Raw genomic sequence first — 17,314 nt, 5'->3', positions numbered from 1 at the left:
ACGGACGAAGCCCCCGGCCCTTACGGGTCGAGGGCTTCGTCGTGGTCAGAGAAGAGTCAGTCCCAGCGCACCGGGAGCTCGTGCAGGCCGAAGAGCACGCCGTCGTACTTGATCGCCAGATCCTCCGGGGCCACGTCCAGCCGTAGGTTCGGCAGCCGCGAGAACAGCGCGCCGAAGGCGATGTCGAGCTCGGCCCGCACCAGGTGCTGCCCCAGGCACTGGTGCACCCCGTAGCCGAAGGCCACGTGGTGTCGGGCCGAGCGGCTCGGATCGAACTGCCCGGCCCGCTCGAAGGTCGTCTCGTCGTGGTTGGCCGAGGCGCCGAGCGGGACGATCCCCTCACCGGCCCGGATCAGCTGCCCACCGATCTCGACGTCCTCCACCGCCACCCGCAGCGCCACCCGGTCGGCCACCGACAGGTAGCGCAACACCTCCTCGACCACGCCCGGCGCACCGATCCATTCGGGGTTGGTCAGCTGCACCACCACCCCGAGCCCGATGCTGTTGGCCGTGGTCTCGTGCCCGGCGATCAGCAGCAACAGCGCAACTCCGGACAGTTCCGGCCCGGTGAGCACGTCCTTGGCGACCAGCCGGCTGAGCAGGTCCCGGCCCGGGAAGCGGCGCTTGCTGGAGATCAGCTTGGTCATGTACTCCAGCAGTTCACCGGCCGCCTCCTCGCGCTCGGCGTCGGTGGCCGAGTAACGCACCAGCACCTGGGTCCGGCTCTCGAACAGGTCGTGGTCGGTGTACGGCACCCCCAGCAGTTCGCAGATCACCAGCGAAGGCACCGGCAGGGCGAAGGTGGGCACCAGGTCGGCCCGCGGCGGTCCGGCCAGCAGTGCCTCGATCCGGCGGTTGACCACCCGCCGGATCGCCTTGCGCAGCTCGGCGATCCGGCGCACGGTGAACTCCGGGATCAGCGCCTTGCGGAAGCGCGAGTGCTCCGGCGGGTCGTAGCCGACGAACCAGCCGGGCACCGAGTCCCGCAGCGGCACCGTGCCGTTGGTGCCGATCTGCGGGAAGCCCGGATGCATCGGGTTGGAACTGATCCGCGGGTCGGTGAGCACGGTGCGCACGTCCTCGTAGCGGGCCACCAGCCAGACGTCGGTGCCGCCAGGCAGGGCCGAGCGCACCAGCCCGGGGGTCTGGCGCAGGTGCGCGTACTCGGCCGGCGGGCCCAGTTCACCCCGCGCGCGAGCCGGGAACTCGATCGGTCTGGTCGTCATCGGGGGTCCTCCCGCTCAGGGTGCTGAGAATCAGGTCGGCCGCCGCCGCACGGCCTCCGGCCGCCCGCTGCTGGGCCGCGAAGAACTGGGCGCGTTCGGTGAACGACGGCTCGTCCAGCACCCGGGTGAGCTTGTCCAGCACGTCCGCCACCCGCAGGTCGTGCGGGCGGTCCAGGGTCAGGCTCACCCCGGCGTCCACCCCGCGGACCGCCTGGTCGTAGCAGTCCACCCAGAGCGGCCGGTTCACCAGCGGCTTGCCGAAGTAGATGCCCTCGTGGAAGCTGTTGCCGCCGGCGTGGGTGAAGAACACCCGCACGTGCGGGTGAGCCAGCGCGTCCAGCTGCGAGGGCAGCCAGCTCTCCACCCGCAGGTTGGCCGGCCACTGCTCGCGCGGTGGCAGCAGGTGCTGCTGCTCGCGGCTGAGCTTCCAGAGCACCTGGTGCCGGTCGCCGAGCCGGCGGGCCACCTCGACCATGTTGTGCACCTGCGGCCGGGTGAGCCGGGTCAGGGTGCCGAACGCGACCAGCACCACCGACTCGTGGGCGTCCAGCCAGGCGTTCAGGTCCGGGTCGGGCTCGGCCTCCGGCAGGGGCGGCACCACGGCCCCCAGCATGCGCAGCTTCTCGGGGACGTCGAACTCGTACTCCAGGCCGAAGACCGAGTAGCACAGCACCAGTTCGGCATGGTCGACCTTGGCCCGGGGAAACAGCGTCTCGGCCGGGATGCCCATCTCGGTGCGCCCGGGGATGGACTTGCGCAGCGTGATCTGGACGGCCGGATGCAGGAACATCAGCCCGGCGCGGGCCCGGAAGTAGGCGTTGTAGAGCTTCTGCCGGCGGTTCATCCGCCGGGGCAGCCCGGTGTGCAGCATCGGGAAGTCCAGCCCCATCTGCAGAACCATCAACGTGCTCGGCATGAACGGCGAGCTGAGCACGTAGGGGATGTTCCGGGTGACGGCCACCTCGACCGCGTAGGTGCTCATGCTCTCGATCACCATCAGGGCCGGCTTCACCTGCTCGACCAGGGCGTCCAGGGCGCGGAACTTCGGGTAGCGCAACCGCAGGTCGTAGGTGTGCCGGACCACCGCCCGGTGGGCCCGCCAGCGCGATCGCTGGGTGACCTTGCGGAAGGTCCGGTCGTCCCACGTCTTGGCCGAGAACTCACTGATCACCGGGCCCAGCGAGCCGAAACGCACCGGGGCGGCCGCACTCAGCGCCTCGACCTCGGCCCGCATCGGCTCGTCGGTGGCGAACCACAGGTCCGGCACCCCGCGGCGGGCCAGTTCGCCGGCCACGACCATGAGCGGATTGGCCAGACCAGCCTCCGGCATGCTGACGAACATGATCGGTCTGCGGCCTGGGTCCATCGCAGCGCACCTTCCTGGTCGGGCCGTCCGGACGAGGGCTCCCGCCCGGGAGGCTAGGCCGGGCCGGCACAGGGGATTCCCTAGAAGGCCCGGGACTCAGGTCTAGGGTTTTACGCGGTGGATCGCCGGTTCTACTTCGTCGGTGGACGACACCAAGGTTCTCGAAGCCCTCCGGACCTCCCTGCGAGACGCCGATCGGTTGCGCAGGCAGAATCGGCAACTCGTCACCGCCGCCACCGAGCCGATCGCGATCGTCGGTCTGGCCTGCCGGTTCCCCGGCGGCATCAGCGATCCGGAGCAGTTGTGGCAGCTGCTGGAGGCCGGCGGCGAGGCGATCGGCGACGCCCCGGCCGACCGCGGCTGGGACCCGGACGTGCTCGGCCGGGCCGGGCTGCGCGGTGGATTCCTGCACCAGGCAGGCGCCTTCGACGCCGCGTTCTTCGGCATCTCCCCACGCGAGGCCCTGGGCATGGACCCGCAGCAGCGGCTGCTGCTCGAGGTCGGCTGGGAGGCCTTCGAGCACACCGGGCTGGACCCGCGCACCCTGCGGGGCAGCCGGACCGGGGTGTTCGTGGGGATGAGCGGGCAGGACTACTCGTTCCTGACCTTGCGCTCGCTGGACGACGTCTCGGGGGACGTGGGGACGGGGACCGGTGGGGGTGCGGCCTCCGGACGGCTGTCGTACACGATGGGCCTGGAAGGGCCTGCGGTGACGGTGGACACGGCGTGCTCCTCCTCGATGGTGGCGATCCATCTGGCGATCCAGGCGCTGCACAACGACGAGTGCGGGCTGGCCCTGGCCGGTGGGGTCACGGTGATGTCCACGCCGGGTGGGTTCGTGGAGTTCAGCCGTCAGGGTGGGCTTTCTTCGGACGGGCGGTGCCGGGCCTTCGCGGACGGGGCCGACGGAGTCGGCTGGGGAGAGGGAGCCGGTCTCCTAGTGCTGGAACGGCTTTCGGCGGCGCAGCGCAACGGTCACCGGGTACACGCGGTGATTCGTGGCTCGGCGGTGAACCAGGACGGCGCCTCCAGTGGCCTGACCGCGCCCAACGGCCCGGCGCAGCAGCGGGTGATCCGGGCCGCGCTGGAGTCGGCCGGGTTGTCCGGCGCCGACGTGGACGTGGTGGAGGGCCACGGCACCGGCACGACTCTGGGTGACCCGATCGAGGCTCAGGCCCTGTTGGCCACCTATGGGCAGGATCGTGAGAACCCTCTGTGGCTGGGCTCCCTGAAGTCCAATATCGGCCACACCCAGGCCGCTGCTGGGGTGGCCGGTGTGATCAAGATGGTCCAGGCGCTGCGACACGAGGAACTGCCGCGCACTCTGCACGCCCACCAGCCCTCGACCCACGTCGACTGGTCGGCCGGGGCCGTGTCGCTGCTCACGGCACCGGTGCCCTGGCCCGCGGTTCAGGAACGCCCCCGGCGGGCGGGCATCTCGTCGTTCGGTCTCAGTGGGACCAACGCCCACCTGATCCTGGAGCAGCCCCCGGCCGAGGAATCGGCGCCGGCCGCGCCCCCGGTCGAGCACCCACTTCCGGTACTGCTGTCCGGCCGCTCGCCCGAGGCGTTGCGGGCCCAGGCCGCCCGTCTGCTGGAAACGCTCTCCGATGAAACTGCTTTGGTGGATCTGGCCTGGTCGGCGGCCACCTCCCGCACCGCCATGGAGCACCGCTGTGCCGTGATGGCCGCGGACCTGGAACAGGTGCGGGCAGGCCTGGAGGCTGTGGCCGAGGCGCTGCCTTCGCCCTTGGTCCGGCAGGACATCGCTTCACGCGGCCGACTGGCGTTCGTCTTCTCCGGTCAGGGCGGGCAGCGCAGTGGCATGGGCCGCGAGCTCTACCAGCGGTTCCCGGTCTTCGCCGAGGCCTGGGACGAGATCGCCGAGCACCTGGGCCTGCCGTTGAGCGATCTGGTGGTGGGTGGTCTGAGTCGTACCGGCGATGTTCAGCCGGCGTTGTTTGCGTTGCAGGTGGCGCAGTTCCGGTTGTTGGAGTCGTGGGCTGTGCGTCCGGATGTGTTGGTGGGGCATTCGGTGGGGGAGATTGCGGCTGCGCATGTGGCTGGGGTGTTTTCGCTTGAGGACGCGTGTGTGCTGGTGGGTGCGCGGGCTCGGCTGATGGAGGCGTTGCCTTCGGGTGGGGTGATGGTGGCGGTGGCGGCGTCGGAAGACGAGGTGCTGCCGCTGCTGGCCGGTCTTGAGGCCGAGGTGTCGATTGCGGCGGTGAATGGTTCGTCGTCGGTGGTGTTGTCGGGGGTTGAGGATGCGGTCCTGCGGGTGGCCGGGCGGTTTGCGAAGACTCGGCGGCTGAGGGTCTCACATGCGTTCCACTCGCCGCTGATGGCACCGATGATGGACGAGTTCGCGTCCGTGGTCGGGCGGGTGCAGTTTGCCTCGCCCACGGTTGCGCTCGAGTCCTCGGTCGAGGCAGGGGCCGATGTGGCCTGCGCCGACTACTGGGTTCGGCACGTCATGGCACCGGTTCGGTTTGCGGACGCCGTCCAGGCGGGCGCTGCCGACGTCCACCTGGAACTGGGGCCCGACTCGGTGGCCACCACGATGGTGGCTGAGGTACGTCCGGCGACCACCGCCGTCCCCTTGTCGGTGGGCGACCGCAACGAACCTGAGGCCGCCCTGGAAGCCCTGACCCGACTGCATCTGCGCGGTGTTTCCGTCGACTGGCAGGCTGCGCTGACCTGGACGCGGGGGCGGCGGATCGATCTGCCCACCTATGCTTTTCAGCGGGAACGGTTCTGGCCGGCCGCCGCTGCGGCCCTCAGGTCCTCAGGCGGCGCATCGGTGGATGACGCGGCTTTCTGGTCTGCGGCCGAGGCCGGCGATGCGGGCGCGGTGGCCGAGGTGCTGGCGGTGGATGAAGAGGCCGTGCGTGACCTCCTGCCCGCGCTGGCGGCCTGGCGGAAGGGCCGCCGGGACGAGGCCGTGCTGGATGGTTGGCGATACCGATCCGTGTGGCGCGCGCTGGACGAGACGGAAGCTGGGAGCGGGCAAGGGACAACGGGCACCCCGGACGGGCGGTGGCTGGTTCTGGTGCCTGGCACGGCCTCGGCCGACCGGTGGCGTGATGAGCTGGTCGCTGGGATGGGCGATGTCACGGTGGTTGCGGCTGTTGATCGCTCTGGCTTGTCCGAGGTGGCGGGCACCACGTGGGCGGGTGTCCTGGTGTTGGCGGGTGCCGTGGCTGCCGCGGACGGGGGTGGGGGCGCCGAGGCGCCCGGGGAGCCCGGGGAGCCCGGGGAGCCCACGCTCACGCTCGCCGAGGACTCCGCCTGGGTCGCCGCGATGTTGCAGGGGCTGGGCGATGCCGGGATAGGCGCCCGGGCCTGGGTGCTCACCCGCCAGGGCATCTCGGTCAGCCGCTCGGACGAGGTCGGTTCGCTGTCACAGGCGGCGGTCTGGGGACTGGGCCGGGTTGCGGCTCTGGAGCACGTCGATCGCTGGGGCGGCCTCATCGACCTGCCGCGGCGGGTGGACGAGCGAGTCCTGAACAGCCTGCGTTCGATCCTGGCCCGCCGGCTGGACGGGGAGCTCGCGGTACGTCCGAGCGGCGTCCTGGCTCATCGACTGGCCCCGGCCCCCGTTCGTCCGGACAACGCTTGGGAGCCCTTGGGCGAGACGGTTCTGATCACCGGCGGCACCGGTGCTCTGGGCTCGCTCGTGGCTCGGTGGGCCGTCGGGGCCGGGGCAGCGCGGGTGGTTCTGCTGAGCCGCCGGGGCGACGCCGCGCCCGGCGCCACCGCGCTGCGGGACGAGCTGGGCCCGGCGGTCGAGCTGGTGGCCGCCGATGCGGGCGACCGCGAGCGGATGAGCCGCGTGCTGGACGACTACGAGGTGACGTCGGTGGTGCATACCGCCGGTGTTCTGGACGACGGGGTTCTCGACGGTTTGACGCCGGAGCGCTTCGCCGGGGTTTTCGCGTCCAAGGTGGCCTCGACCGTCGTCCTGGATGAGCTGACCCGCGATCGCCTGCTGACCGCCTTCGTGGTGTTCTCGTCGGTGGCCGGAGTGCTGGGCAATCCGGGGCAGGCCAGTTATGCGGCCGCGAACGCCGTGCTGGATGCGGTGGCCGAGCGTCGGCGGGCGGCCGGGCTGCCGGTCGTTTCGGTGGCCTGGGGAGCCTGGGCCGGGGCGGGGATGGCTGCCGGTATGCGCGGTGGTCTGGCGCCGGAGCTGGCGGTGCGGGCGTTGGCTCAGACCGGCGCCGGTGCGGTGGGGCCGATCGTGGTGGCCGATCTGCAGCGTCCTGAGATCGTCCGGGCGTACTCGGCCCGTCCTAACCCGGTCCTGAGCGAACTGCCCGCCTATCGCTCCACCACGGCGCAACCGGTTGGGGGTTCCACCTCTCGACAGGGGTTGAGTGCCCTGTCGGCTGCCGCCCGCGCCGCGTCCCTGGTGGACCTGGTCCGGGCGACCGCGGCCACCGTCCTCGGGCATTCCGGGCCGGAGGCGGTGCCGGCCGACCGCGCCTTCAGCGATCTGGGCTTCGACTCACTGAGCGCAGTGACCTTCCGCAATCAGCTGATGGCGGCCACCGGAACCACGCTGCCCGCCACCGTCGTCTTCGATCACCCGACCCCGCGAGCCCTGGCCGAGCGGCTCGCCAACGATCTGCTCGGCGAAGTGAGCGCGGCCGACGAGCCCCGGAACATCGCCCCGACAGACGATCCGATCGTCGTGGTCGGCATGGCCTGCCGCTTCCCCGGGGGCGTGAGCAACCCCGACGAGCTGTGGCAGATGCTGGTGCAGGGCCGGGACGCGGTCTCCGACTTCCCGGACGACCGGGGTTGGGACCTGGCCGCCCTGCAAATGTCCAGCGACACCCTCCGCGGTGGATTCCTGTCCGGCGCGGCCAACTTCGACGCGGCCTTCTTCGGGATCTCACCCCGTGAGGCCCTGGCCATGGACCCGCAGCAGCGGCTGGTGCTGGAGACCACCTGGGAAGCACTGGAGTCGGCGGGCACCGACCCGCATTCGTTGCGCGGCAGCCGGACCGGTGTCTACCTGGGCACGAACGGCCAGGACTACTCCGACCTGGCCCGCGCCCTCCAGGCCGACCGCGAGGGCATGACCGGCACCGGCATCGCGGCCAGCGTGGCCTCCGGCCGGATCTCGTACGCCCTCGGCCTGGAGGGGCCGGCGGTGACGGTGGACACCGCGTGCTCCTCGTCGCTGGTGGCCATGCACCTGGCCGGGCAGGCCCTGCGCTCGGGCGAGTGCGACCTAGCGGTGGCGGCCGGGGTGACGGTGATGTCCACGCCCGGTGGTTTCGTCGGCTTCAGCGGGCAGAACGGCCTGGCGGTGGACGGGCGGTGCAAGGCGTTCTCCGACTCGGCCGACGGAACGTCGTGGTCCGAAGGCGTGGGAGTGGTCGTGCTGGAACGACTCTCGGACGCGCGGCGCCGCAGGCATCGGGTGCTGGCGGTGCTCAAGGGCTCGGCGGTGAACCAGGACGGCGCCTCGAACGGGCTCACCGCGCCCAACGGCCCCTCGCAGCAGCGGGTGATCCGGGCCGCGCTGGCCTCCGCCGGGCTGTCGGCCGCCCAGGTGGACGCGGTGGAAGCTCACGGCACCGGAACCACTCTGGGTGACCCGATCGAGGCGCAGGCGCTGCTGGCCACCTACGGACGCGACCGCGAGCGCCCACTGTGGTTGGGGTCGATCAAGTCCAACCTCGGGCACACCCAGGCGGCTGCGGGGGTGGCCGGTGTGATCAAGGTGATTCAGGCGCTGCAGCACGAAACGCTGCCGCAGACGCTGCATGTCGACCAACCCTCACGAAAGGTCGACTGGGGCTCGGGCGCGGTCACTCTGCTGACTCGGGCCCAGCCCTGGCCGGTCGCCGAAGGAGAACGGCGGCGGGCCGGAGTCTCGTCGTTCGGGATCTCCGGCACGAACGCCCATCTCATCCTGGAGCAGGCGCCCGACGAGCCGGAGGTGCCGACGCGGGCCACCCGTCCGGACGAGACGCTGCCGGTGCTCCTTTCGGGGGCGACGGCCCAGGCTCTGAGGGCTCAGGCCCAGCGGCTGGCCGCCTTCATCGCCGACGGCGACCATGCCCTGACTGATATCGCCTACGCTTCGGCAACGTCCCGGGCCGCTCTGGAACACCGGGCGGCAGTGCTGGCCCATGACACGACCGGTCTGACCGAGGGCCTCCACGCTCTGCTGGACGGTTCCCCTTCTGCCGGCCTGGTGACCGGCCAAGCGACGGATCGGCGCCTGGCGCTGGTGTTCTCGGGGCAAGGCGGTCAGCGGACCGGCATGGGGCGGGTTCTGCGTGAGCGGTCGGAGGTGTTCGCCCGTGCCTGGCACGAGGTGGCCACCGAGCTCGACCCACTGCTGGACCGTCCCTTGAATGAACTGGTGAAGGGTGGTCTGAGTCGTACCGGCGATGTTCAGCCGGCGTTGTTTGCGTTGCAGGTGGCGCAGTTCCGGTTGTTGGAGTCGTGGGGTGTGCGTCCGGATGTTCTGGTCGGGCATTCGGTGGGGGAGATTGCGGCTGCGCATGTGGCTGGGGTTTTTTCGCTTGAGGACGCGTGTGTGCTGGTGGGTGCGCGGGCTCGGCTGATGGAGGCCTTGCCTTCGGGTGGGGTGATGGTGGCGGTGGCGGCGTCGGAGGACGAGGTGGTGCCGCTGCTGGCCGGTCTTGAGGGCGAGGTGTCGATTGCGGCGGTGAATGGGCCGGCTTCGGTAGTGCTGTCCGGGGTTGAGGATGCGGTTCTGCGAGTGGCCGGGCGGTTTGCGAAGACTCGGCGGCTGAGAGTCTCGCATGCGTTCCACTCGCCGCTGATGGCACCGATGCTGGACGAGTTCGCTGCTGTTGTGAGGCGGCTGGAGTTCCGGGCGCCGCAGATTGCGATTGCCTCGACGGTGGGGGCCGGTGCGGACCTGTCCGCGCCGGAATACTGGGTTCGTCACGTCGCTGCTCCGGTGCGCTTCGCCGAAGCTGTCGGATCGACCCGCGCTGATGCGTTCCTCGAGCTCGGCGCGGACGGTGTGGCCTCGGCCATGATCGGATCGGTGGCCGCGGTCCCGCTGCTGCGCGGTGACGGCAACGAGATGTCGCAGGCCCTCGAGGCGGCTGCCCGGGTGCACGTGCTGGGCGTGCGTCTCGACTGGGCACAGGTGCTCCGGGAGACCGGTGGCCGTTCGATTCCGCTGCCTACGTATGCGTTCCAGTCCGAGCGGTACTGGCCCGAGGGGCGTCTGACGGCGCCCGTCGGGGGGCAGGGTCAGGCCGACGGAGCGCTGTGGCAGGCGGTGGAGTCCGGTGATGCCGATGCTGTGGCCGATGTGCTGGGACTGGCCGGGGATCAGGTGCGTGAGGTCGTGCCGGCACTGAGCGCCTGGCGGCGGGGCAAGCAGGACGAGGCGGTGCTGGACTCGTGGCGTTATCGGTCGGTGTGGCGGGCTCTGCCGGAGGGCGCGCCGGCGTCTGAGCGGCCGGGCGGGCGGTGGCTGGCGGTGTTGCCGGACGAGCCGGACTCATGGGCGCAGTCTGTGTTGGCCGGGCTGGACGCCGGCTATGAGGTCGTGATCGGTGCCGGCCGCGAGCAGCTGGCAAGTATCGGGCCGGGCCCGTGGACCGGGGTGGTGGTGCTGGCAGGGCTCGGCACCGGTATGGCCGCGCATGGGGGTCCTGCCGCGCCCGACCGGGCAGCCGTGGGTGATAGGGCGGTCGCGGGTGACGGGGCGGTCGCGGGTGACGGGGCGGCCCCCGGCGATGGAGTGGCCTTGAGCGATGGGGTGGCCCAGGACGATGCGGTGGTCCATGGCGCGGGCGAGGCTCGGGCCATGGGAAGGGCTTTGCGCGACGGGGCGGCCTGGGTGGCCGGGGTGCTGCAGGGGCTGGGTGACGCCGGCGTGCAGGCGCCCGCCTGGGTGATCACTCGTCAGGGCGTTTCGATCACCCGGTCCGAGGTGCCCGACTCCTTGGCGGCAGCCGGAATCCGGGGTCTGGGCCGGGTGGCGGCCCTGGAACACCCCGAGCGCTGGGGTGGCCTGATCGACCTCCCGGCCGAGGTCGGAACGGTCGAGCTGACACGGCTGAAGGCCGCCCTGTCGCAACCGGAAGAAGGCGAGCTGGCGATCCGCTCGGCCGGCCTGTTCGCCCGGCGCATGGTCCCAGCGCCCGTCCCCTCCGGCGCGGCCTGGGATCCCACGGGCGACACGGTCCTGATCACCGGCGGTACCGGCGCGCTGGGGGCAACGGTCGCTCGCTGGGCGGTGAATGCGGGAGCGGCACGGGTGGTGCTGCTGAGCCGACGGGGCGAGGCTGCCCCGGGGGCTACGACCCTGCGGGAGGAGCTGGGCTCGGCGATCGACCTGGTGGCGGGCGACGCGGCCGATCGAGCCCTGGTGGACCAGCTGCTCACCGACTTCGGGGTGACGGCGGTGGTCCACGCCGCCGGTGTGCTGGACGACGGAGTGCTGGACAGCCTCACACCGGAGCGGTTCGCCGAGGTGTTCACGTCCAAGGTCGATGCGGCGCTGGTCCTGGACGAGCTCACCCGGCGTCCGCAGGTGCGGGCGCTGGTGCTGTTCTCCTCGGTGGCCGGGGCCCTGGGGAATCCGGGCCAGGGCAACTACGCCGCGGCGAACGCAGTGCTGGACGCGGTGGCTGAGCGTCGGCGGTCCGCCGGGTGGCCAGTGGTGTCGGTGGCCTGGGGAGCCTGGTCGGGTGCCGGTATGGCGGCAGGTGTGCGCGGCGGTCTCGACCCCCAGCTGGCGGTCAAGGCCCTGGGCCAGATCGGCGCCGGAAGTCTGGGGTCGCTCGTGGTGGCCGACCTGCAACGGCCGGAGGTCGTCGAGGCGCACAGCACCCGGATCAACCCGGTCCTGTCGGAACTGGCGGCCTACCGGCGGACGCAGGCAGAGCGGGCCGCGACCGACGACGCGGCGGCCACACTACGCCGGCAACTGCGCGAGCTGGCTCCGGCGGCCCAACAGACCCGCCTGCTCGACCTGGTTCGGGCGCAGGCCGCGGCCGTGCTCCGGCATGCCTCCGCCGAAGCCGTCCCGGCCGATCGTGCGCTCAGTGACCTGGGCCTGGACTCGCTCTCGGCGATCGAGCTGCGCACCGGACTGGCCGCCGCCACCGGCCTGGCCCTGCCCACCACGCTGGCCTTCGACCATCCCACGCCTCACGCCCTCGCCGAGCATCTGCTTGCTGAGCTGGCCGGCGTCCCCGGCTCAGAGAACGTCGTGCGCCTTCCGGCCGCCTCGGCCCCGGACGACCCGATCGTGGTGGTCGGCATGGCCTGCCGCTTCCCGGGGGGAGTGAACAACCCGGACGAGCTGTGGCAGCTGCTGGTGCAAGGACAGGACGCGGTGTCCGACTTCCCGGGCGACCGGGGCTGGGACCTGGCCGAGGTGGCGGCGAGCAGCGACACCCTGCGCGGGGCGTTCCTGTCCGGCGCGGCCGACTTCGACGCGGAGTTCTTCGGCATCTCACCCCGGGAGGCGCTGGGTATGGACCCGCAGCAGCGCCTGCTGCTGGAGACGGCCTGGGAGGCCCTGGAGTCGGCCGGGCTCGATCCGACGGCCCTGCGCGGCAGCCGGACCGGCGTCTACGTGGGCTCGAACGGGCAGGACTACTCCGAGCTGGCCCTACGGCTGCAGGTCGGCCGGGAAGGAATGACCGGCACCGGGGTGGCGGCCAGCGTGGCCTCGGGCCGGGTCTCGTACACGCTGGGGCTGGAGGGCCCGGCCGTGACGGTCGACACCGCCTGTTCGTCGTCGCTGGTGGCCATGCACCTGGCCGGGCAGGCCCTGCGGGCGGGGGAGTGTGGGCTGGCGCTCGCCGGTGGGGTGACGGTGATGTCGACGCCGGGTGGTTTCGTCGGCTTCAGCGGGCAGAGCGGTCTGGCCGTGGACGGCCGGTGCAAGGCGTTCTCCGACTCGGCCGACGGCACGTCCTGGTCCGAGGGCGTGGGAGTGCTGGTTCTGGAACGGCTCTCCGAAGCGGAGCGCAACGGGCACGAGATCCTGGCCGTGATCAGAGGATCAGCGGTCAACCAGGACGGCGCCTCGAACGGGCTCACCGCGCCGAACGGCCCGTCGCAGCAGCGGGTGATCCGGGCCGCGCTGGCCTCCGCCGGTCTGCGGCCGGACGAGGTGGACGCGGTCGAGGCGCACGGCACGGGAACCACTCTGGGCGACCCGATCGAGGCGCAGGCCCTGATGGCCACCTACGGACGGGACCGCGAGCGTCCCTTGTGGTTGGGGTCGGTCAAGTCGAACCTCGGCCACACCCAGGCCGCCGCGGGCGTGGCGGGCGTCATCAAGATGATCCAGGCGATGCGGCACGAAACCTTGCCCCGGACCCTGCACATCACGCAACCTTCCTCACACGTCGACTGGAACGCAGGGCGGATCTCCCTGCTGACCGAGCCCGCGCAGTGGCCGGCCGGGGAGCGTCCGCGCCGGGCCGGTGTCTCGTCGTTCGGCCTGTCGGGAACGAACGCCCACCTGATCCTGGAACAGCCCTCTGCGGCAGCGCAGATACAGCCTGCGGTCACCGTTCCGGGCGTTCTTCCGATCGTGCTGTCCGCCGCCTCACCGCAGGCTCTGCGGGCTCAGGCCGAACGCCTGGCTGCGCACCTGGAACAAGTGCAGCCGGACCCCGCCGACGTGGCCTGGTCGTCGGCCACGGCCCGTTCGAACCTCGAGTTCCGGGCCGCGGTGCTGGGCGCAGGAAGCGCGGAGTTGATCGATAAGCTGCAGTCTTTCGCGGCAGCAGGACCGGAGTCGGGAGTTCTGTCCGGCCGGGCTCGCAGCGGAGAACTGGCCATGGTCTTCCCGGGGCAGGGACGCGAGCGTACCGGCATGGGGCAGGGGCTGCGGCAGCAGTTCCCGGTCTTCGCCCAGGCCTGGCACGAGGTGGCCACCGAGTTCGAGCCCTTGCTGGACAAGCCCCTGGACGAGGTGGCCGCCGGGGACCTGGAGCGCACCGGCCGGGCCCAGCCCGCGCTGTTCGCTCTGCAGGTGGCGCTTTTCCGGCTGTTCGAGTCGTGGGGTGTGCGTCCGGACGTCCTGGTCGGGCACTCGGTGGGGGAGATCGCGGCGGCGCACGTGGCGGGCATTCTTTCGCTGTCGGACGCCTGCCGGTTGGTGGCGGCGCGGGCCCGGTTGATGGACGCGTTGCCGGACGGCGGCGCGATGGTGGCGGTCGCGGCCTCGGAGGACGAGGTGCTGCCACGCCTGGCCGGCCTCGAGGACAGCGTCTCGATCGCCGCGGTGAACGGGCCCACCTCAGTGGTGCTTTCCGGTGTGGAGGGCGAAGTTCTGGCCGTGGCCGGGATGTTCGCCAAGACCCGTCGGCTGAAGGTCTCCCACGCCTTCCACTCACCACTGATGGCCCCGATGATGGACGAGTTCGCCTCCGTGGTGCGGCAGTTGCAGTTCGGTGCGCCTTCGGTTGCGCTGGTGTCCACGGTCGAGCCCGGCGCCGACCTGGCCTGCGCCGACTACTGGGTGCGCCACGTGCGGGCCACTGTCCGGTTCGCTGAGGCCGTCCAGACCATCTCGGCGCAGCGGTATCTGGAACTGGGCCCGGACCGGGTGGCCAGCGCCATGCTGCCGGACCTGCACCCCGAGGCCCTGGCCGTGCCCGTGCTGCGACCCGACCACCCGGAAACCGCAACCGCTTTCGAGGCCGCGGCGACCCTGCACGTCCATGGTTCGCCCGTGAACTGGACTTCGGTGCTCGCAGGCACCGGTGGCCGTCGCATCCCCCTACCCACCTACGCCTTCCAGCACCAGCGGTTCTGGCCCACCGGCACCACGAACGCGGCCGCGAACGTCGCCTCGGCCGGTCTGGCCGAGGCCGGGCACCCGTTGCTGGGGGCCAGCGTGCCGATGGCGGGCTCCGACGCGGTGCTGCTCACCTCCCGGCTGTCCGTCTCCACGCACCCCTGGCTGGCCGACCACGTGGTCGGCGGCACCGTCGTGTTCCCGGGCACCGGCTTCCTGGAACTTGCGGTCCGGGCCGGGGACCAGGTCGGCTGTGACCGCGTCGAGGAGATCACCCTGGCCCGTCCGCTGGCGTTCTCCGGTAGCGCCGCGATGGCCGTCCAGGTGGTGGTCGGTGAGCCCGACGACGAGGGACGTCGTGCCGTGGACATGTACGCACGGCCGGCCGAGCAGGCCGGCGCCGCCGGATGGACCCGGCACGCCACCGGACGGCTGGCCGCGGGCGCCCACGAAGATTCCTTCGGCACTGTGCAATGGCCGCCCGCCGGCGCCGAGCCGGTCGACCTGACCGGGGCCTACGAGCGGCTTGCCACCGGCGGGCTGGCCTACGGCCCGGTGTTCCAGGGGCTGCGGGCCGCCTGGACCCGGGACGGCGAGGTGTTCGTCGAAGTGGCTCTGCCCGAACAGGTGGCCGACGCCGACCGTTACGGCCTGCACCCCGCCCTGCTCGACGCTGCCCTGCACGCCGTGCCGTACGCCGGCCTGGAACGGCTGACCGACGGCGCCGGACGGATGCCGTTCACCTGGTCCCAGGCGAGTCTGCACGCCGCCGGTGCCGCCGCCCTGCGAGTGCGGCTGCGCAAGACCGGCGACGAAGCGGTGTCCGTCACCGCGGTCGACCTCACCGGCGCCCCCGTGTTCTCGGCCGAGGAGCTTCTGCTGCGGCGGGTTCCCACCGAGCAGATCACGGCCGCCCGGGCCGAGGAACCGGCTGGCTCCTTGTTCGGGCTGGAGTGGGTGGCCGAGCCGCCGCCCCGCTCGCCGGTGGATGCGGTGGCCGGTCTGGACGTGGTGCAGCTGGACGGCGGGCTCGCCGATCTGGACCTGACCGACCGCCCGGCCCCGGACCTGGTGGTCTTCACCGTGCCGCGGGCCGGTGACGACGAGGGGCCCGCGCACGTGCACGCGACGACCGTGCGGGTGCTGGAGCTGCTGCAGGAATGGCTGGCCGACGAGCGCCTCACCGAGTCCCGCCTGGTGCTGGTCACCGAGAACGCGGTGGACGTGCCGCAGGAGGGTCTCGATCCCGAGGACGTGGTGCCGCTGGATCTGGCCGGGGCCGCCGTCTGGGGGCTGGTGCGTAGTGCCCAGGTGGAGAACCCGGACCGGTTCCTGCTGGTCGACATCGACGAGTACGAGACTGATCTGTCCGCGGTCCCGCCTCTGCTGGCCTCCGGTGAGCCGCACGCCGTGCTGCGTGACCACGTCCTGCTGGTTCCCCGCCTGGTTCAGCACGACCGCAGTACTCAGGCCATCGGCCCCTGGAACAGCGATGGGACGGTTCTGGTCACCGGGGGCACAGGAGGGCTGGGTGCTCTGGTGGCCCGGCACCTGGTGACCGAGCACGGGGTACGTCGGCTCGTCCTCACCAGCCGGCGCGGCGCGTCGGCTCCGGGCGCGGCCCAGTTGCAGGAAGAGCTGACCACGCTGGGGGCCCAGGTGAGCCTGGCCGCCTGCGACGTGGCCGAGCGGGACCAAGTGACCGCATTGTTGCAGGATCACGAGATCACCGCCGTGGTGCATACCGCCGGCGTCCTCGACGACGGCGTCCTCACCTCGCTCACCCCGCAGCGGATGCACGACGTGCTGCGGCCCAAGGTGGACGGTGCCTGGAACCTGCACCAGCTCACCGCCGACCAGGAGCTCACCGCGTTCGTTCTGTTCTCCTCGGTGGCGGGCACGATGGGCGCACCGGGACAGGGCAACTACTCGGCAGCGAACGCCTTCTTGGACGGGCTGGCTGCAGCCCGCCGTGAGGCCGGCCTGCCAGGGGTCTCGATCGCCTGGGGACCGTGGGCCCAGACCGCCGGGATGACCAGCAGCCTCGACGCGGCCGACGTGCGCCGCCTGTCCAGGGCCGGGTTCGTCCCGCTGAGCCCCGACCAGGCGCTACGGCTGTTCGACGCCGCGACCGTCGGCCGCACTTCGGTGGCCGCGGTCAACCTCGACCTGACCTCGGTCGCGGCCGGGCTGCCGATGCTGAGCCGACTGCCGGTCGCCGGGCCCCCACCGACCGATCGGCCGACGGTCACCCGCACTGTCGTGGACAGCCGCGGCACCCTTCGCGAGTTGCTGCTCGGGCTGCCTGCGCCGGGCCGCCGCGACCACCTGATCCGGATGGTGCGCGACCAGGTGGCCCGGGTGCTCGGGCACGGCTCGATCGCCGGGATCGAGCCCGGCAGCCAGTTCACCGACCTGGGGCTGGACTCGCTGGGCTCGGTGGAGCTGCGCAACGGCCTGGGCACGCGGACCGGTCTGACCCTGCCCTCCAGCCTGATCTTCGACTACCCGACCGTGTCGGCGCTGGCCGCCTACCTGCTGGAGCAGCTGGTGCCGGCCGCGGACGAGCCGGACGACGGCCGGGCCCTGCTGGCCGAGCTGGCGCGTTTCGAGACGTCGCTGAACGCCGGGCGGCTGGACGACGTGACCCGCAGTGGGCTGGCCACCCGGCTGCGGCATCTGCTGGCCGCGGTGTCGGCGACGGCCCCGCCGGACCTGCACCGCAACGGCGGCGCGGCAGCGCCGGCCGACGAGCTGCAGGCGGCCAGCGCCGATGAACTGTTCGCCCTGATCGACCAGGAGTTCGGCCGTCGGCCGGGCGGTTCGGCGGGCTGATGTGAGGTCTCGGCCCGGCCCGGGGCGGCCGGTCGAAGACTAGGCGTTTGCGGACCTGGGCTCGGCTTGAATCGGTTCCGGAGGCGGACGGCGGACGCTCGTGAGGGCGCCCGC

Annotated in this window: 2 protein-coding genes and 1 pseudogene; 1 reads left to right on the top strand and 2 read right to left on the bottom strand. The window is 71.9% G+C overall.

All coding sequences use genetic code 11. The annotated features are described in order from the left end of the window. Window positions 1–56: 56 nt before the first annotated feature. Both QSK18_RS11130 and QSK18_RS11125 read right to left on the bottom strand, forming a co-directional pair. A complete protein-coding gene (locus QSK18_RS11130) occupies window positions 57–1,226 on the bottom strand; it encodes a cytochrome P450 (protein ID WP_285618516.1) in 1,170 nt (389 codons plus the stop codon). Next, the gene (locus QSK18_RS11125) at window positions 1,183–2,592 is read right to left on the bottom strand and encodes a glycosyltransferase (RefSeq protein ID WP_502894177.1); all 1,410 of its coding nucleotides are present in this window, start codon (window positions 2,590–2,592) and stop codon (window positions 1,183–1,185) included. The genes QSK18_RS11130 and QSK18_RS11125 overlap by 44 nt, the downstream gene beginning before the upstream one ends. Window positions 2,593–2,746: 154 nt before the next feature. On the opposite strand from QSK18_RS11125, the pseudogene QSK18_RS11120 reads away from it, so the two are divergent. Next, window positions 2,747–17,200: pseudogene (locus tag QSK18_RS11120) on the top strand (type I polyketide synthase); the annotation flags it as partial. Window positions 17,201–17,314 lie beyond the last annotated feature (114 nt).

Source organism: Kineosporia sp. NBRC 101677 (genome assembly GCF_030269265.1).
Taxonomy (GTDB): Bacteria; Actinomycetota; Actinomycetes; order Actinomycetales; family Kineosporiaceae; genus Kineosporia; species Kineosporia rhizophila.
The sequence above is the reverse complement of the archived record's forward strand: the minus strand, read 5'-3'. Positions and strand labels throughout refer to the sequence as shown.

Coding starts and splice junctions, on each gene's coding strand:
- QSK18_RS11130 (WP_285618516.1), bottom strand. CDS start 1,226: ATGACGACCAGACCGATCGAGTTCCCGGCTCGCGCGCGGGGTGAACTG.
- QSK18_RS11125 (WP_502894177.1), bottom strand. CDS start 2,592: ATGGACCCAGGCCGCAGACCGATCATGTTCGTCAGCATGCCGGAGGCT.